17 protein-coding genes are annotated in these 17528 nt (G+C 67.2%); 15 read left to right on the top strand and 2 right to left on the bottom strand.

The annotated features are described in order from the left end of the window. Positions 1–151 precede the first annotated feature (151 nt). The 3 genes from EV641_RS24810 (at position 152) to bluB (ending at position 2044) form a co-directional block, all read left to right on the top strand. On the top strand, positions 152–739 hold the full coding sequence (locus EV641_RS24810; protein ID WP_241997453.1) for an HD domain-containing protein: 588 nt from the start codon (positions 152–154) through the stop codon (positions 737–739). A gap of 100 nt (positions 740–839) precedes the next feature. Continuing rightward, positions 840–1334, top strand: coding sequence for a glutathione peroxidase (locus EV641_RS24815; RefSeq protein WP_054719685.1), 495 nt, complete (start codon positions 840–842; stop codon positions 1332–1334). A 38-nt stretch (positions 1335–1372) separates the two neighbouring features. Further along, complete coding sequence (gene bluB / locus EV641_RS24820) at positions 1373–2044, top strand: 5,6-dimethylbenzimidazole synthase (RefSeq protein WP_132475406.1); 672 nt, start codon at positions 1373–1375, stop codon at positions 2042–2044. 65 nt (positions 2045–2109) lie between these two features. On the opposite strand, the gene EV641_RS24825 is transcribed toward bluB, so the two are convergent. Then, entirely contained in the window at positions 2110–4236 is a 2127-nt protein-coding gene (locus tag EV641_RS24825) for an NAD(P)/FAD-dependent oxidoreductase (RefSeq protein ID WP_132475409.1), read from the bottom strand. Between the two features lie 210 nt (positions 4237–4446). Here EV641_RS24825 and EV641_RS24830 point away from each other — a divergent pair, with 210 nt between their 5' ends. Together EV641_RS24830 and EV641_RS24835 are read left to right on the top strand one after the other, a co-directional pair. Beyond that, a complete protein-coding gene (locus EV641_RS24830; RefSeq protein WP_054806039.1) occupies positions 4447–5151 on the top strand; it encodes a DUF2334 domain-containing protein in 705 nt (234 codons plus the stop codon). A gap of 62 nt (positions 5152–5213) precedes the next feature. Beyond that, on the top strand, positions 5214–6854 hold the full coding sequence (locus tag EV641_RS24835) for an FAD-binding dehydrogenase (RefSeq protein ID WP_132475412.1): 1641 nt from the start codon (positions 5214–5216) through the stop codon (positions 6852–6854). Here EV641_RS24835 and EV641_RS24840 read toward each other — a convergent pair whose 3' ends face one another. Beyond that, entirely contained in the window at positions 6855–7499 is a 645-nt protein-coding gene (locus EV641_RS24840) for an MBL fold metallo-hydrolase (RefSeq protein WP_054714500.1), read from the bottom strand. It abuts the gene before it with no gap. 102 nt (positions 7500–7601) lie between these two features. Between EV641_RS24840 and purS the strand changes: the two genes are divergently transcribed. The 10 genes from purS to EV641_RS24890 all read left to right on the top strand — a co-directional run bounded on the left by purS (position 7602) and on the right by EV641_RS24890 (position 17484). Then, on the top strand, positions 7602–7847 hold the full coding sequence (purS, locus tag EV641_RS24845; RefSeq protein ID WP_054714511.1) for a phosphoribosylformylglycinamidine synthase subunit PurS: 246 nt from the start codon (positions 7602–7604) through the stop codon (positions 7845–7847). Next, positions 7844–8521 carry a phosphoribosylformylglycinamidine synthase subunit PurQ gene (purQ, locus tag EV641_RS24850; RefSeq protein ID WP_054714503.1) on the top strand — a complete coding sequence of 226 codons (678 nt, stop codon included), beginning with the start codon at positions 7844–7846 and terminating at the stop codon, positions 8519–8521. The genes purS and purQ overlap by 4 nt, the downstream gene beginning before the upstream one ends. A gap of 409 nt (positions 8522–8930) precedes the next feature. Continuing rightward, complete coding sequence (locus EV641_RS24855) at positions 8931–9761, top strand: acyl-CoA thioesterase domain-containing protein (RefSeq protein WP_054714514.1); 831 nt, start codon at positions 8931–8933, stop codon at positions 9759–9761. 31 nt (positions 9762–9792) lie between these two features. Beyond that, positions 9793–10212 (top strand): DUF427 domain-containing protein, encoded by a 420-nt coding sequence (locus tag EV641_RS24860; protein ID WP_241997454.1) that lies wholly within the window; start codon positions 9793–9795, stop codon positions 10210–10212. Between the two features lie 28 nt (positions 10213–10240). After that, entirely contained in the window at positions 10241–11548 is a 1308-nt protein-coding gene (locus EV641_RS24865) for a M18 family aminopeptidase (RefSeq protein WP_054714505.1), read from the top strand. A 65-nt stretch (positions 11549–11613) separates the two neighbouring features. After that, complete coding sequence (locus EV641_RS24870; RefSeq protein WP_132475418.1) at positions 11614–12309, top strand: Uma2 family endonuclease; 696 nt, start codon at positions 11614–11616, stop codon at positions 12307–12309. 67 nt (positions 12310–12376) lie between these two features. Continuing rightward, entirely contained in the window at positions 12377–14659 is a 2283-nt protein-coding gene (gene purL / locus EV641_RS24875) for a phosphoribosylformylglycinamidine synthase subunit PurL (protein ID WP_132475421.1), read from the top strand. Positions 14660–14663: 4 nt separating this feature from the next. Then, entirely contained in the window at positions 14664–16439 is a 1776-nt protein-coding gene (locus EV641_RS24880) for an alpha/beta-hydrolase family protein (protein ID WP_132475423.1), read from the top strand. After that, on the top strand, positions 16436–17074 hold the full coding sequence (locus EV641_RS24885; RefSeq protein ID WP_241997455.1) for a CPBP family intramembrane glutamic endopeptidase: 639 nt from the start codon (positions 16436–16438) through the stop codon (positions 17072–17074). Before EV641_RS24880 ends, EV641_RS24885 begins: the two co-directional genes overlap by 4 nt. A 23-nt stretch (positions 17075–17097) precedes the next feature. Beyond that, positions 17098–17484 (top strand): sterol carrier family protein, encoded by a 387-nt coding sequence (locus tag EV641_RS24890; RefSeq protein WP_054718062.1) that lies wholly within the window; start codon positions 17098–17100, stop codon positions 17482–17484. Positions 17485–17528: the final 44 nt, after the last annotated feature.

Raw genomic sequence — 17528 nt, forward strand, 5'->3', positions numbered from 1 at the left:
CCGGCGCCCACATACCGGTGTCGGCGATCGGTCGCCGTGTGAGCTCGGCCCGCTGAGAGGGAATATCGTTGTTCCAGTGCTGCTGCGCCGGTAGGAAGGCAGCACGCCCGCGGGTCCCGATTCTGTATCCGCCAGTGAAAAGGAGGTCCGCGTGACCGAGATCGACCAGCCGAACCGTGTGGTCGGCTTCACCAGAATGGACGAGTCCACCAAGGAGGACATCGCACTCATCTTCACCGAGTCGAAGAAGTTCCTCAACGATCGCCTGGTCGACACCATGGTCGACCTGCTCGACTCGCTCAAAGGGCCGACGCTCGGCTACCAGGTCGACCGTTACGAGCACTCGCTGCAGACCGCGTCGAGGGCGTACCGTGAAGGGGCCAGAACCGATCTGATCGTCGCCGCGCTGCTGCACGACGTCGGCGACGCGATGGCGCCGGCGAACCACGCGGAGCTGGCGGCGTCGATCGTCCGTCCATACTTGGATGCGGAATCGACATGGGTTGTGCAACACCACGGAATCTTCCAGGGTTACCACTACTGGGACCGGCTCGGCCTCGATACCGATGCACGCGAAAAATTCCGCGGTTCACCGTATTTCGACACCTGCGCCCACTTCTGTGCCGAGTGGGACCAGGTGTCCTTCGACCCAGGCTACGAGACCTTGCCGATCGATCACTTCGTGCCGATGTTGCGTGAGGTGTTCACCCGTTCGGCGTCAGGGTTCGGCTCGGACTGATCCTGATCGACACCCGCGCATTGCCGTTGCTCGGCTACCGGAAGACGGTGGTTCTACGCGCCTGAGGGAGCAGTGTAGATGGGCACGCTAACTTGGTCGTATGACCACGCCTCTGCAGAACATCGCAATCAACACCCTCTCGGGTGAACCCACCAGCCTCGGCGCGTACGACGGCCACGCGCTGCTCGTCGTCAACGTTGCTTCCAAGTGCGGTCTGACACCGCAATACACCGTGCTCGAGCAGCTCGCGACCGAGTACGCCGATCGCGGCCTGTTTGTCATCGGCGTCCCGTGCAACCAGTTCATGGGTCAGGAACCGGGCACAGCCGAGGAGATCCAGGAGTTCTGCTCCACCACCTACGGGGTCACGTTCCCGCTGCTCGAGAAGATCGAGGTCAACGGCGAGAACCGGCACCCGCTGTACGCTGAGCTCACGAAGCAGGCCGACGCGAGCGGTGAAGCCGGCGACATCCAGTGGAACTTCGAGAAGTTCCTGATCGCGCCCGACGGGACCGTCGTGAACCGTTTCCGTCCCCGCACCGAGCCCGACGCACCCGAAGTGATCGACGCGCTCGAAGAGATCCTTCCGGCCTGATCCCGATCGACACAGCACGAGAACAGAGCACCAGAGATATGTTTTCCACCGACGCGCGCGACGCGTTGTACGACATCATCCGCATGCGCCGCGACGTGCGCGCCGAATTCAGCGGTGACGTGATTCCGGAGGACGTGCTGTGGCGCGTCCTCGGGGCCGCGCACCACGCACCGAGCGTCGGCAACACGCAGCCCTGGGACTTCGTGGTTGTGCAGGACACGCAGCGCCTCGAGCAGTTCGCCGCGCATGTGGCCGGGTGCCGCCAGGCCTTCGCCGACTCGTTGCCGGAGGACCGCAAGGGCACCTTCGACCCGATCAAGGTCGAGGGCATCGTCGAATCGGGCACGGGCATCGTCGTCACCTACGACCCGGAGCGCGGCGGCAAGCACATCCTCGGCCGCCACACGATCGACGAATCAGGCCTGTTCTCTGCGGTGCTCGCGATCCAGAATCTCTGGCTTGCCGCGACCGCGGAGGGACTCGGTGTCGGCTGGGTGTCGTTCTACGACGAGCCCTTTCTCGCCGACTTCGTCGGTGTGTCCGGCCCGGTGCGCCCCATCGCGTGGCTGTGCGTCGGGCCGGTGACCGCATTGCAGGAGGTCCCCGATCTGGAACGGTTCGGATGGCGTACCGGGCGCCCGCTCACCGACGCCGTGCACCGTGACACGGTCGCCGGCACCGCACTCGAACAGGACACCGCCGACGCCTGACATCCCGATACGCAGGCGGCCGCCGACATCCCATGTCGGCGGCCGCCTGCGTATATCCGGACCTGTCAGAGTTCGGTAGCGACCTTCCACGCCGTGTGGATGGCGCCTTCGATGTAGTCGACGCTGCCTGCGTCGCCGACGACCCGCACGTCGAGACCGGAGTCCGCGAGCTGGTCGGCCAACGGTGCCGCAGCAGAGACACCGGACGCGACGATCACCATGCTCGCGCGAGCAGATTTCGTCTCGCCGTCGACGGTGAACTCCACGGTCTTCGGGGTGATCCGCTCCACGGTGGCGTTGCGGTGCACCTGCACACCGATTTCACGAGCGTGCTTCGCGGCGGTCCACCTGCGCGGCATGGCCATCGGAACGCCGAGCTGCTGACCTTCGGCGAGCAGCGTCACGCGGCTACCGCGTTCGGCCATGAACTCTGCCAGCTCGAGTCCGACGAGCGAGCCGCCGATCACGACGACGTCCTTGGCCATCGGCAGGAACTTCAGGAACCGGGTGCTGAGGCTGCGGATCCGTTCGGCGCTGGTGGTGATGCCTGCCAGTTTGCCGAGCTTGCCCATGATGCGTAGGAACAGTGCCTGGTCGGAGACGTCGCCCGTGCCTGTCATGAGCGCACGCATGCTGTCGCCGGTGTGCACGTGCGGCAGGTCGCCGCCGGGAACGGTCGGACGCTCTCGCACTGCGCCGGTCGCGACGATCACCACATCCGGGTTCAGCGCACGCACGGATGCCGCGGTCGCCTCCGTGTTCAGGCGCACGTCGATGCCGAGCCGGGTGACTTCCTGGGCCTGCCACTTCAGCATGCGTCCGTTGTCGGGGGTGGTCAGGCTGGAGAACCACATCGTGCCGCCCAGTCGGTCTGCCTTGTCGAGGACCGTCACGCGGTGTCCGCGTTCGGTGGCGACCCGTGCCGCCTCGAGACCGCCCGGTCCGGCGCCGATGACCACGACGTGCTTGGACGTGGCGCTCCGGACGAACGGCATCAACGTTTCGTTGCCGAGCGTGGGGTTGACGGCGCAGATCGGTGTGGCATCCCAGAAGTTCTCCTGGACGCACACGTAGCAGTTGATACACGGGCGGATCTGCTCGGTGCGGCCCGTCTCGAGCTTGTTCACGAGCTGCGGGTCGGCGAGCAACTGGCGGCCCATCGCAACGAAATCGGTGTGACCCTCGGCGATCATCTTCTCGCCGACCTCGGGCAGCATGCGTCCGACCGTGATGACCGGGATCGACACCCCACGTTTGATGACCGACGCGTTGTCCGTGTAGAAACCGACCTTGTTCGGCAGCGGGCCGTCGGTGAAGTTCGCGAACGCGTTGAGTGCGGTGCCCGTGACGTGAATGGCGTCCGCGCCTGCCTGCTCGAACATGACGGCGGCGGCGGCGGATTCCTCGATGGTGAGACCGTCGGTTTCGCCGTACTCCTGTCCGGCCAGACGCACGATGACGGCGAGGTCGTCGCCGACCTCGGCCTTGACCGCGCGGATCACCTCGACCGTCAGCCGTGCCCGATTCTCCAGCGACCCGCCGTACTCGTCGGTGCGCTGGTTCGAGTATCGGCTCAGGAAACCCCCGAGAACGTAGTTGTGGGCGACGTGGATCTCGACCGCATCGCCACCGGCGGTCCTCACGCGTCCCGCAGCCTCGGCGAACATGCGAACCAGCCACTCCAGGTCTTCCGTGGTGGCTTCGTGATACGTGGCCTTCTTGCCGCCGGAGATGGCAGCCATCTTCTTCAGCTCTTCGGGGGTGTTGTCGATGAACGCGCTCATGTCGCTCGGCGGCTTCGGCGTGCTGGGAACCAGCTGGGGCCGATCCTGAATTGTGTCGATACGTGCGACCTTGCCGTGGTGCGTCATCTGTACACACAGCTTGCTGCCGGCCTCGTGAACTGCGTCGGCGAGCGCTTTGATTCCGGGGATGAACCGGTCCTCGGACAGTCCGGGCTCTTTCATGCTGGTACAGCCCGCGGGGTACGCAACGGCGCAGCACCCGGTGATGATCAGCCCGGTTCCCCCGGCGGCGCGAGCGACGAAATGATCGATGTCGCCCTGCTCGATCTCGCCGTCCTCGCAGAGGTTCATGTCCATCGCGGGTAGTACCACCCGGTTGTCGAGCGACATGGGGCCGATGGTGCCGGGGGAGAGCAAGCTGGGGTACGTCTGAAGCCGGTTCGTCACGGAAAGAAGCTATTCCCAGGACAGGAACCCCGGGGCGCCCGGTCTCGATGAACGAGATGTCGATCACTCACCGCCGGAGCGGCGATACGGGTACGCTTCTGAACCCGCCTGCGGGGTGTCCGTTCAGTGTGCCGACCGGCGAGTACATGTTGTGCCGGTTTTCAAGCCCCCGACGGTTTCCGTTCACTCCTGTGGTGCATCGTGGCAGGCATGAGCGGACAGCTGATCGTGTCGGTATCGGGGATCCGTGACGCCACACGCGACGACGTCGACGAATTCGCGCGGGAGATGGACGCACGCGGCGTCCCGCTGTCGCTGTTCGTGGCGCCGAGGCTCAAGGACCACTACCGGCTGATCAATGATCCGGAGACCCAGGAGTGGCTGCTCGAACGTCGTGAGGGCGGCGACGCGATCGTGCTGCACGGCTACGACCAGGCCGCCACCAAACGTCGTCGCGCCGAGTTCGCGTCGCTACCCGAACACGAAGCCCGTCTGCGTCTGCTCGCAGCCGATCGTGTGCTCGAGGAGACCGGACTGCGCACCCGGCTGTTCGCACCGCCGCGCTGGCTCGCGTCGCCCGGTGCGCTCGCCGCGCTCCCACAGACCGGCTTCCGGCTGATGGCCGACATCGCGGGCATCCGCGATCTCGAACGCGACACCGTCGTCAAATCCCGCGTCTACGGGATCGGGGACGGTGCGAAGACCGAACCGTGGTGGTGTCGCGCCATGGTGATCGGGGCGGGGCGCGTCGCCCGTCGTGGTGAGCTGCTGCGTGTCGCGATCTCGGGTGCGCATCTTGCGAAGCCCGGTCCCCGGCAGGCGATGCTCGACGCGGTCGACATCGCGCTGCATCACGGGGCCGAGCCCAGCGTCTACCGTTGGCAGCGCACTGTATTCGATCGAAGCGTGGCCTGAATCACCGTGTCGAGGCCTGGACCTCTCCCGTTCCGCGCTACTGCTCGGTAATGTTCACGGGCATGGAAGCAGACGTGATCGTGGTGGGGGCGGGGCTTGCAGGGTTGGTGGCCACGGGGGAGTTGATCGACGCCGGCCGCACGGTCGTTCTCGTCGACCAGGAGAACTCGAACAACCTTGGTGGCCAAGCATTCTGGTCTTTCGGAGGCCTGTTCTTCGTGGACAGCCCGGATCAGCGGCGACTCGGGATCAAGGACTCGTACGAACTCGCCCTCCAGGATTGGATGGGCACCGCCGGCTTCGATCGTGACGACGAGGACCGCTGGCCGCGCCGCTGGGCACAGGCCTACGTCGAGTTCGCGGCAGGGGAGAAGTACGCCTGGCTGCGGGAACGAGGTCTGAAGATCTTCCCGATGGTCAACTGGGCCGAACGCGGCGGCTACGACGCCGGGGGTCACGGCAATTCCGTTCCGCGCTTCCACATCACGTGGGGAACCGGTCCCGCACTCGTCGAGATGTTCGCGCGCAAGGTCCGTGACGGTGTCGCCCGCGGACTGGTGACGCTGAAGCACCGCCACCAGGTGGACGAGCTGGTCGTGACGGGCGGCGCGGTCACCGGCGTGCGCGGTACCGTCCTCGAACCGACCACCGCCGCGCGCGGAGTGAAGTCGTCGCGGACCGCCGTCGGCGACTTCGAATTCTCCGCGGGAGCCGTCATCGTCACGTCCGGCGGCATCGGAGGCAACTACGATCTCGTGAAGAAGAACTGGCCGACACGGCTGGGGGAGCCGCCGAAGCACATGCTCACCGGAGTGCCCGCGCATGTCGACGGCAGAATGCTCGAGATCACCGAGAACGCCGGCGGCAACGTCGTGAACCGCGACCGCATGTGGCACTACACCGAGGGCATCACCAACTACGACCCCGTGTGGCCCAACCACGGCATCCGCATCCTGCCCGGGCCGTCGTCGCTGTGGCTCGACGCCACCGGCAAGCGACTCCCGGTGCCGCTGTTCCCCGGGTTCGACACCCTCGGCACGCTCGAGCACATCGTGAGCACCGGTCATGACCACACGTGGTTCGTGCTCGATCAGAAGATCATCGAGAAGGAATTCGGGCTCTCCGGCTCGGAACAGAACCCCGACCTGACCGGCCGTGACATCCGTCTGCTCCTGCAGCGCGTCAAATCCGGCGCCCCCGGCCCGGTGGAGGCCTTCAAGGAACGCGGCGTCGACTTCGTGGTGCGCGACAACCTCGCCGATCTCGTCGCAGGCATGAACGAACTCAGCCCCGACGCGCCGCTGGACTACGCGACGGTCCGGTCGACGGTCGAGGCCCGCGACCGCGAGATCGCCAACAAGTACACGAAGGACCTGCAGGTCGCGGCGTTGCGTGCGGCCCGCGCCTACAAACCGGACCGCATCGCGCGGATCGCGGCGCCGCACCGGATTCTCGACCCCAAGGCCGGCCCGCTGATCGCCGTCAAACTGCACCTGCTCACCCGCAAGACACTCGGCGGACTCGAAACCGACCTGTCGTCGCGGGTCCTCAAAGCCGACGGATCGGCGTTCGAGGGTCTGTTCGCTGCGGGCGAGGTCGCGGGCTTCGGTGGCGGAGGCGTCCACGGCTATCGGGCGCTCGAAGGTACGTTCCTCGGCGGCTGCATCTTCTCGGGTCGGGCGGCGGGTCGCGCCGCCCGGTGATCAGACCTCTTCGTCGTCCTCGTGCTTCAGCACCCGGAACTCGGTGCCCTCGGGCGCCATCTCGGAGTACCGGCCGTAGAAGATCCCGTTGGCCTGGTCGGTGATGATGCCCTGGTGGATCGGCACCGCAACCCGAGGATTGACCGCCCGCAGGTAGTCGACGGATTCCCAGATCTTCAGCCAGGGAGCGGCCGACGGCAGCGCGAGCACGTCGACCTTCTCGTGCGGGATGTAGAGCGAATCACCCGGATGAAGCAGACGAGCCGGGTTCTCGTCGTCGCCGACGAGGTAGGCGGTGTTGTCGATCACGGGCAGCTCGGGGTGGATCACCGCGTGGCGTCCACCGGTGCCGCGGACGGTGAGGGTGCCGACGGAGAACGTGTCGCCGGGACGCACCGCCGACCACTCGCCGTCGAGCATCGACGCCGACTGTGGATCCGAGAACAGCGCGGCGCCGGGATTCGCCTCGAGCAGCGCGGGAAGTCGCGCCGGATCGGCGTGGTCGGGATGCTGGTGGGTGACGAGGATGGCGTCGAGCCCGGTGATCCCCTCGAACCCGTGCGAGAAATTGCCCGGGTCGAACAGGATCGTCGTGCCGTTGTGTTCGAGCAGGATGCAGGAGTGTCCGAAGTGCGTGAGTCGCATGGATCCGAGTATGCCGGGCTCGACCGTTCCGCGTGGGCCGGTAAACTCCAGCGTGTCCGGTGTCCGTCTCCGGGCGCCAGCACTACTACCGAGGAGCAGCACGTGGCGCGTGTCGTCGTCGAAGTCATGCCCAAGACCGAGATTCTCGACCCCCAGGGCCAGGCCATTGTCGGGGCGCTGTCGCGGCTGGGCTTCGCGGGCGTGACCGACGTCCGTCAGGGAAAGCGGTTCGAGCTGGAGATCGACGGCAGCGTCGACGACGCCGAGCTCGAGAAGATCGCCGAGGGTCTCCTTGCGAACACCGTGATCGAGGACTGGACGGTCCGTCGGATCGACGGTGAGGCATGAGCGCCCGCATCGGAGTCATCACGTTCCCGGGAACGCTCGACGACGTCGATGCATCCCGCGCCGTGAAGCTCGCCGGTGGTGAGGCCGTGAGCCTGTGGCACGGCGACGCCGACCTGAAGAATGTCGACGCGGTCATCGTGCCCGGCGGATTCTCCTATGGCGACTACCTGCGCTGCGGCGCGATCGCCCGCTTCGCTCCGGTGATGGGCAAGGTCGTCGAGGCAGCGCAGGGCGGCATGCCCGTCCTCGGCATCTGCAATGGCTTCCAGGTGCTGTGCGAGGCCGGTCTGCTGCCGGGCGCACTGACCCGCAACGCCGGTCTGCACTTCGTGTGCCGCGACGAGTGGCTGAAGGTCGAGGCCACCGACACCGCGTGGACGTCGCGCTACGAGTCCGGCGCCGAGATCCTCGTGCCGCTCAAGTCGGGTGAGGGCCGCTACCAGGCCTCCGAACAGGTGCTCGACGAGCTCGAAGGTGAGGGGCGTGTCGTGTTCCGTTACGCGGGCGACAACCCGAACGGTTCGCAGCGCGGCATTGCCGGCATCTCGTCGGCGAACGGCCGCGTCGTCGGTCTCATGCCGCACCCGGAGCACGCCACCGAGGCACTCACCGGTCCCAGCGACGACGGGCTCGGCATGTTCTACAGCGTTCTCGACGCCGTTGTGAACGCCTGAATTCTGGCAAGACAAGACCCCGCTGTTCATCTGGGCAGCGGGGTCTTGCATTCGGAAACAGAACGAGGGACCTCGTCGCCGTCCCGATCGGCTTCGAGGTCCCTCGCTCGGTTACACCCGGAATTCAACCCCCCGATCGAGTCCCGAGCCGGAGCCATCCCCATCCCCCTCCAATGGCGCCGAGCTCAAGTGTGCCGGACTCGGTCGATCTTGTCCTGAGTAGGAATACGCAAAATTTGGGTATCCACAGTCGGGCCGCTCGGACGTACGCTGTAGCGCATTGTTCGCGATCCCACTGACGAAGGACCGGCACATGGCATTTCCCGATACGGCACCCCTCGATCCCGCTGCCGCGAATCCCACAGCGTCGAGCGAAGCGCCTGTGCCCGAAGAATCTTCGGTGGAACGCATGCTGCGCATCTTCGATGTGACGCCGACCGGGGAGAACAGCTTCACCGGCGAGAGCGACGGCGGAGGGCGACGCGTCGTCGACGGCACTCAACTGCTCGCCCAATCGATCGTTGCGGTGGCGAAACGATTTCCGGACAAGGAGATCCGATCTGCGCGAGCGATCTTCTCGCGCGCGGTCGATGCGGACGAGCCGGTCGATTTCGACATCGATGTCGTTCACGCGGGACGCACCGTGGTCAGCGCGAACGTGGCCGTCTGCCAGAACGGCCGACGGCACGCGATGGTGTCGATTCTCGCGGACCTCCCCACCCCGGATGTGATCCGCCATCACGCACCACGGCCCGACGTCGCCCCGCCCGGCGAAGCACATCGGAACGAAATGCCCATGACCGGACGGGAGCTCAGGGTCGTCGATGTCGTCGACGTCCGCAGCCCCGAGGAGGTCGGGCCGCCCGAACTCCATGCCTGGCTGCATTACGACCCGATCCCGACGCGTACCGACCTGGCCAAGGCGCTCATTGCACACTTCACCGGGCACCTGTCGGTCTCCGCGACCATGCGGGCACACGACGGGGTCGGAACGAGCCAGGCACACCGGACGATATCGACCGGGATCATGACGGTGTCGGTCGCGTTCCACGAGCCCGTCCGATGGGACGGATGGCTGCTCTACTCGCACGAAAGCACGCAGGTGGGAGCCGGGATGTCGTACGTGCGAGGACAGGTGCACACCGAAAGCGGGGAACTGCTCGCCTCGTTCACCCAGGAAGCGATGATCCGGCCGTTGCAGGCCGACCATTCCGCGATACCCGCAAGCGCGCGGTTGTGAGACCGCAGGAACACAGCACAGGAGAGTGCCGATGAGTGTGCACGACGCCGAGCCACGCCCTCAGAGCAGCATGGGCTTCGCGGCCAGGCCGGACTACCGGGTCGATATCCATGCCCGTCGCAACGTTGTCCGCGCGACCCTGGGCGGGGTGCTCCTTGCCGAGACCACAGCTTCCCTGCTGGTCGACGAGCAGGACCACGGCCTGGTGTTCTACTTCCCACGCGCGGACGTCGCGGTGGAGCTGACACCGGCCGCGGACGCCGGGTCGCGGTGCCCGTTCAAGGGCGAGGCCACGTATTGGCGTTTCGACGGGGACGGCGAGCAGCCGCTGTGCTGGAGCTATGAGGAGCCGTGGGAGCAGGTCGCCCGGATACGCGGCTTCGTGGCGTTCTACCAGGACACCGTAACCGTGAGTGTGGGGCAGGCCCATCCTGCGGTGTCGGGGCGCTGAGCTCAGCAGCGAGTGCGAAGATGCTGGTATGCCTTCGATCACGCATGCCGATGCCCAGGGTCTGTGTAATTTCGTCGACCTGTCGCCCTCACCGTTCCATGTGTGCGCGACCGTTGCGGCCACGCTGACCGACAACGGGTTCACCGAACTCGACGAGACCACCGGCTGGCCGGCCGATCCGGGCAGGTACTACGTGATCCGAGGTGGCTCGCTCATCGCGTGGAGCACCGAAGGTGACGACACGAGTCCGGCCCGGCCGTTCCGCATCGTCGGGGGACACACCGACAGCCCGAATCTGCGGGTCAAGCAGCACCCGGATCTCGCGTCGGCGGGGTGGCAGCTCGTCGGTCTCGAACCGTACGGCGGGGCGTGGCTCAATTCGTGGCTCGACCGGGACCTCGGGGTATCCGGACGGTTCACTGTCCGTTCCGGGCACACCACAGAGGACGTGCTCGTGCGAGTCGACAAGCCCGTGCTGCGCGTGCCGCAGCTCGCGATCCACCTGTCGGAGGACAGGAAGGGCGTGCAACTCGACCCGCAGCGCCACGTCAACGGTGTGTGGGGGATCGGCCGCGAACCGCGGTCGTTCATCGAGTACCTCGCGGAGCAGACGGGTATCGACGCCTCTGCGGTCCTCGGCTGGGAGCTCATGACCCACGACCTCGCGCCGAGTTCGCTCGTCGGCGCCGAGGGAGATCTCGTCAGCGCACCGCGACTGGACAACCAGGCCACGTGTTATGCGGGCCAACAGGCGCTTCTCGCCGCAACCGGGCACGTCGCCGAGCACGCGGGGCCGATGCCGGTGCTGGCCCTGTTCGACCATGAAGAAGTCGGCAGTATGTCCGACCGCGGGGCGTTCTCCGATCTGCTCAACACCGTCCTGGAGCGCATCGTGTTGGTGCGCGGCGGTGGGCGCGACGAGTTCCTCCGCGCTCTGGCGGGGTCGATCGTCGCGTCCGGCGACATGGCCCACGCGACGCATCCGAACTATCCGGACCGGCACGAACCCGCTCACCGGATCGCGGTGGGAGGCGGTCCGGTCCTCAAGGTCAACCAGAATCTGCGGTACGCGACGGACGCGGAGGGTGCCGGTGCATTCGCCCTCGCCTGCGAGCAGGCCGGTGTCCCCCTGCAGCGGTACGTCCACCGGGCGGATCTGCCGTGCGGTTCGACGATCGGTCCGATCACCGCGTCCCGGACCGGCCTGACCACCGTCGACGTCGGGGCGCCGCAGCTTGCGATGCATTCGTCGCGGGAGTTGATGGGTGCTGCGGATGTGACGACGTATGCGGATGCGCTTGCCGCGTTTCTCACACCGCGCTTGTCGCATTCCTGAGACCGGCGCGCCGGCCGATGCGAGACTGAGGTCGTCCAGTCCGGTTCGCGATCGGGGGTGTCGAGGTGAGTGTTCCGTCCTTCCCCGATCACCTGCTGAGCCTCGACGAGTGGGCGCGGCTCCCCGAGTACGACCGCTTCCACGTGGAGCTCTGCGAGGGCGTTCTGGTCGCGTCGCCGCGACCCGGGTCGGCGCACAACCACGCGGCGCTTGCGCTGGCGTTGCAGCTCGACGACCAGCTCCCCGGCAATCTGTGTGTGCTCGGTGGGGTGGAGGTCCTGGTGATGCCGGAGCCGCTCACGGTGCGCGTGCCCGATGCCATTGTGGTCGATAGGGCTCTCGTCGATGCGGATCCCGATCGAGCTCCGTCCTCCGAGGTGCGGCTGGTGCTCGAGGTCACCGTCGACGGCACCGCCCGCACCGACCGCGTCACGAAGTTCTCGGAGTATGCGGAGGCCGGGATTCCGCAATACTGGATCGTCGATCTCACCGGTCCGCCAGTGATTGCGGTGTTCACACTCGACTCCGGTTGGTATCGGTACGACGGTGAACACAGCGGCGCACCGACGCTGACCGCAGCGGGGAACGAGGTCACCGTGGACCTCCGCGGACTCGCCGAACAGGGCGCTTCCGCACCTGCCGATCAGAGGGCTGCTGCACCTGCCGGACGCAGTGGGAACGGGCCTCCGGACAATGGCCGTGCAGTGGCCGCAGACACTGCCACGGCACCGGAAGCGCCGGAGGGGCCCACCCCCCGATAGACTGACTCCCGGCAGTGCCCGCCCGGCCTGCTGTTTTCGATCCCAGAGTGAAGGGACCCGACGCCCAGTGTCATCGCACGTGGATACCGTCACCCACGCCGCCGAAACCCCCGATGTCGCTCAGCCCTATCGGGAGCTGGGGCTGAAGGAAGACGAGTACACCCGCATCACGGAGATCCTGGGGCGCCGCCCCACGGACGCCGAGTTGGCGATGTACTCGGTGATGTGGTCCGAACACTGCTCGTACAAATCGTCGAAGGTGCACCTGAAGTACTTCGGTGAGACCACCACCGACGAGATGCGTTCGTCGATGCTTGCCGGCATCGGTGAGAACGCCGGCGTCGTCGACATCGGCGACGGCTGGGCCGTCACCTTCAAAGTCGAATCCCACAACCACCCCTCCTACGTCGAGCCCTACCAGGGTGCGGCGACGGGTGTCGGCGGCATCGTCCGCGACATCATGGCGATGGGTGCACGCCCGATCGCGGTGATGGACCAGCTGCGCTTCGGCGCGGCCGACCACCCCGACACGCGGCGTGTCGTCGACGGTGTCGTGCGTGGCGTCGGCGGTTATGGAAACTCCCTCGGCCTGCCCAATGTGGGCGGCGAGACCGTGTTCGACTCGTCCTACCAGGGCAACCCGCTCGTCAACGCCCTGTGCGCCGGCGCGATGCGCGTCGAGGATCTGCACCTGGCGTTCGCGTCCGGCACCGGTAACCGGATCATCCTGTTCGGTGCCCGCACCGGCCTCGACGGCATCGGTGGCGTATCCGTTCTCGCGTCCGAGACCTTCGACGACAGCGAGGGCGGGGGCCGCCCGAAGAAGTTGCCGAGCGTTCAGGTCGGCGACCCGTTCACCGAGAAGGTGCTCATCGAGTGCTGCCTCGACCTCTACCGCGAGAAGCTCGTCGTCGGGATCCAGGATCTCGGCGGTGCCGGGCTGTCCTGCGCGACGTCCGAGCTCGCCGCTGCCGGTGACGGCGGCATGCACATCAACCTCGAGCGTGTTCCGACGCGCGCGACGGGCATGACCCCGGCCGAGGTGCTCTCCTCGGAGTCGCAGGAGCGCATGTGCGCGGTCGTGGCGCCCGAGAACGTCGACGCGTTCATGGCCGTGTGCAAGAAGTGGGATGTGCTCGCCACCGACATCGGTGAGGTCACCGACGGTGAGCGTCTCGTCATCACGTGGCACGGCGAGACCGTCGTCGACGTGCCGCCGCGCACGGTCGCGCACGAGGGCCCGGTCTACGAGCGTCCCGTGCAGCGCCCCGACACCCAGGACGCGCTCATCGCCGACACCACCGCGAAGCTGAAGCGTCCCGAAACGGACGACGAACTGAAGGCCACGCTGCTGAAGCTGCTCGCGTCGCCGGCGCTGTGTAGCCGCAAGTGGATCACCGAGCAGTACGACCGGTACGTGCGTGGCAACACTGTCCTCGCCGAGCACGCCGACGCCGGCGTGGTCCGTATCGACGAGGAGACCGGTCGCGGTATCGCGCTGGCGACCGATGCGTCGGGCCGCTACACGCAACTCGACCCGTACGCAGGGGCGCAGCTCGCGCTCGCCGAGGCATACCGCAACGTCGCCACCACCGGTGCTACGCCGAAGGCCGTGTCCAACTGCCTGAACTTCGGGTCGCCGGAGGATCCGGGCGTGATGTGGCAGTTCCAGCAGGCCGTGCGTGGCCTCGCCGACGGCTGCGCGCAGCTGGGTATCCCGGTCACGGGCGGCAACGTCAGCTTCTACAACCAGACCGGTTCCACACCGATCCTGCCGACGCCCGTCGTCGCGGTCCTCGGTGTGATCGACGATGTGCACCGACGCATCCCCACCGGCCTCGGACTCGAGCCCGGCGAGACGCTGATCCTGCTGGGGGAGACCCGCGACGAGTTCGACGGATCCATCTGGGCGCAGGTGGAGCACGACCACCTCGGCGGTGTGCCGCCGAAGGTCGACCTCGAGCGCGAGCGTCTGCTGTCGGAGATCCTCCTCGCCGGGTCGCGTGACGGACTGATCTCCGCCGCCCACGACCTGTCCGAGGGCGGGCTCGCCCAGGCTGTCGTCGAAGCCGCACTCGCGGGAGAGACGGGATGCCGGATTCTGCTGCCCGAGGATGCGGATCCGTTCGTGACGCTGTTCTCGGAATCCGCGGGCCGGGTGCTCGTCGCCGTCCCACGTACCGAGGAGTCCCGGTTCACCGGTATGTGCACGGCGCGCAACCTGCCGTGGGTCCGGATCGGCGTCGTCGACGAGGGATCGGACTCGGTCGAAGTCCAGGGGCACTTCTCCGTGCCCATGAGCGAACTCCGCGAGGTCTACGAAGGCACCTTGCCGGCGCTGTTCGGGTAACCGAATGGCGGCTGCCCAGGTCGACAGGCTGGCAGCGATAGAAGCCCGTCAGGGGCAGATCATCGCTGCAGTCACCGATTTCGGTGAACGCCACCCCCTCACCGCTCGGGTGTTGGGGTGGCTCAGCCTCGATACGACCGGGATAGCATTCGCCGCTCTCTTCTTCTGCTGGTCACTGTCGCCGTCGCTGCTGCCGCGCGACTGGCTGTTCCAAGGCATCATCGGCGGGATCAACGCCGCGATCGGGTACGGGCTGGGCTGCGTCGTGGGCTGGGCCGTCACCCGATTCGTGCTCAGGGGCAGATCGTGGTGGCCTCTGCCGTTGCCCGTCGAACGAGCGATCATGGTGGCGGTGCCCGTCGCCGGAGTTCTCGCTGCGCTGGTCGCGCTCGTGCTCGCAGCCGGTCAGCAACGGCAGCTTGCCGCACTCATGAATGCCGAGGGCACCACGACGTCCGGCTACCTGCGAACATGCCTGCTGAGCCTGGCCGTTGCCGCGCTGTTGATCTCGCTGTGGCGCGGACTGCGTGACATCGGCCGCTGGATCGCCGGGCAACTCATTCGCCGCACACGGATGCCGGTGGGCCTCGCGCGAACCCTCGCGGTGATGCTGGTCGTACTCGCAACCTTCATGCTCATCGACGGTGTGCTTCTTCGTGTCGCCTACGCGATCACGAACTCGGCATTCAGCCTCCAGGACGACACCACCCGGCCAGGTGCGCTACAGCCGCTGGACCCTTCGAAATCCGGAAGCCCCGAATCCTTCGCGCCGTGGGAGACCCTGGGTTTCGAGGGCCGGAACTTCGTGTCGCGGGGGCTGGACGCCGACGAACTCACCGCGATCAACGGCGAGCCCGCGCAGGAGCCGATTCGCGTCTACGTCGGGCTCGGCACTGCCGAAACACCCGAGGAACGTGTGGATCTCGTCGTCGACGAGCTCGAGCGGACCGGCGCGTTCGACCGCTCCGTGCTGGCGCTCATCCCCACGACGGGGACCGGCTGGGTCAATCCCACGGCCGCGCAGGCGATGGAACTCGTGCACAACGGCGATGTCGCGATGGTCGCGTGGCAGTACTCGTTCCTGCCGAGCTGGATCTCGTTCCTCGCCGACAAGGAGAAGGCCGCGGCTGCGGGCGAGATGTTGATCGACCGCGTGCACCAGCGGTGGCTCGAGCTCCCCGAGGACCAGCGACCCGAACTGTTCGTCTACGGCGAGAGCCTCGGAACCCAGTCGGGTGAGGGTGCTTTCGACAGTCTTGCCGACATCCGGGAGACGGTCGACGGTGTGCTGTGGGTCGGACCGCCGAATTCGAATCGGCTGTGGGGTCAGCTCGTCGAGCGCCGAGATCCGGGCAGTACCGAGGTCGAGCCGGTGTATGCCGATGGTCTCGTCGTACGGTTCGCGGACAGTCGGCAGGAGATCGGTGTTCCCGACACTCCGTGGTTGTCGCCACGTGTGCTGTACATCCAGCACGCGTCGGATCCCGTTGTGTGGTGGTCGCCGGAACTGCTGTTCACACGGCCCGATTGGTTGTCGGAGCCGCCGGGGCCGGACCGGCTGCCGCAGATGCGGTGGTTCCCGTTCGTCACGTTCTGGCAGGTCTCCGCCGATCTGACGAATGCAGCGGGGGTGCCGGACGGGCACGGGCACAACTACGGCACCACCGTGCTCGACGGATGGGTGGCGGTGACGCAACCCGAAGGGTGGACCGACACCGACACGGAACGGGTCCGGATCGCGTTGGAGGCGCTGCGCAAGACCCAGGGGCCGGAGAAGTGAGGGTCGGGTCGTGGCGCGGACCGGTCGCCGCGGCCGCTGCGGTCGCGCTCGGTGCGGTTCTTCCCGCAGCCCCCGTCGGTCCGCGTGGCCGCGCGCTGCTCGCCGTCGGCGCCGGGATCGGCGCCGTGGCGCTGACCCGCGCGTCGGGTCTCGATCGACACGCTTTGGGCCTCGATGTGTCGCGGTTGCGTGCCGGTCTGCGCTGGGGGGCGGTTGCGGCGGGCACGATCGGGGCCGGCTACGTCGTCGCGCTGGCCGTTCCGGCGCTGCGCGCCCACTTCGTCGATGGCGACCGAGGCCGGCGCGAGGATTTCTACGAATGGATCGGACTGCACATTCCGGTCGGCACCGTCCTCGCCGAGGAACTGCTCTTCCGCGGTGCGTTGACGGCCCTCGTCGGGCCCCTTCCGCAGGCGGTGGCCTTCGGACTGTGGCATGTGCGTCCTGCGATCGTGGCCGGCGACAACATTGCGACCACAGTGGCCGTCACAGGCTTGTCGGGCCTGGCATTCGCCTGGTTGCGCAGGGGAAGCGGCAGCGTGCTCGCTCCGGCCCTGGCTCATCTCGCGGTCAACGTCGGGGGAGCGATCGCGGTACGGGTTGCTACGGCCCGGACCGCGTCCGAACGGGTGTAGTCGGCGAATTACGCTGGGTTGCCATGGCACCGCGCAAGACCGTCGATCCCGCTGAACTCCGTGCGGCCCTCCTCCGGGTCGGGCCGTGGGTGTCGGGCGGCAGTGACGAGAAACCCGCGAGGGCCGACCTCGCGGCGGCAGTGAGGCTCAGCGCACGGACGCTCGAGCAGATCGCGCCCGGTTCCAGTGTCGAGGTGCGGGTGCCACCGTTCGTGGCGGTGCAATGCATCGAAGGCCCCCGGCACACGCGTGGGACGCCCCCCAACGTCGTGGAGACGGACCCCCGTACGTGGCTGCGCCTCGTGGTGGGACTCGAGGTGTTCGACGATGTGGTCGATACCGGCGGCGTGGACGCGTCGGGCACCCGTACGGGCGAAATCGCGCACTGGCTTCCCCTGCTGCGCCTCTGATCCGGGAGCCCGTTCGGGCGTGTGGTCGGGGACGTCCCGGACGG

Origin of the sequence: Rhodococcus sp. SMB37, assembly GCF_004345605.1 — a bacterium.
Classification (GTDB): Bacteria; Actinomycetota; Actinomycetes; order Mycobacteriales; family Mycobacteriaceae; genus Rhodococcus.

Coding starts and splice junctions, on each gene's coding strand:
- EV641_RS24815 (WP_054719685.1), top strand. CDS start 840: ATGACCACGCCTCTGCAGAACATCGCAATCAACACCCTCTCGGGTGAA.
- bluB (WP_132475406.1), top strand. CDS start 1,373: ATGTTTTCCACCGACGCGCGCGACGCGTTGTACGACATCATCCGCATG.
- EV641_RS24830 (WP_054806039.1), top strand. CDS start 4,447: ATGAGCGGACAGCTGATCGTGTCGGTATCGGGGATCCGTGACGCCACA.
- EV641_RS24835 (WP_132475412.1), top strand. CDS start 5,214: ATGGAAGCAGACGTGATCGTGGTGGGGGCGGGGCTTGCAGGGTTGGTG.
- EV641_RS24840 (WP_054714500.1), bottom strand. CDS start 7,499: ATGCGACTCACGCACTTCGGACACTCCTGCATCCTGCTCGAACACAAC.
- purQ (WP_054714503.1), top strand. CDS start 7,844: ATGAGCGCCCGCATCGGAGTCATCACGTTCCCGGGAACGCTCGACGAC.
- EV641_RS24855 (WP_054714514.1), top strand. CDS start 8,931: ATGCTGCGCATCTTCGATGTGACGCCGACCGGGGAGAACAGCTTCACC.
- EV641_RS24860 (WP_241997454.1), top strand. CDS start 9,793: ATGAGTGTGCACGACGCCGAGCCACGCCCTCAGAGCAGCATGGGCTTC.
- EV641_RS24865 (WP_054714505.1), top strand. CDS start 10,241: ATGCCTTCGATCACGCATGCCGATGCCCAGGGTCTGTGTAATTTCGTC.
- EV641_RS24880 (WP_132475423.1), top strand. CDS start 14,664: ATGGCGGCTGCCCAGGTCGACAGGCTGGCAGCGATAGAAGCCCGTCAG.
- EV641_RS24890 (WP_054718062.1), top strand. CDS start 17,098: ATGGCACCGCGCAAGACCGTCGATCCCGCTGAACTCCGTGCGGCCCTC.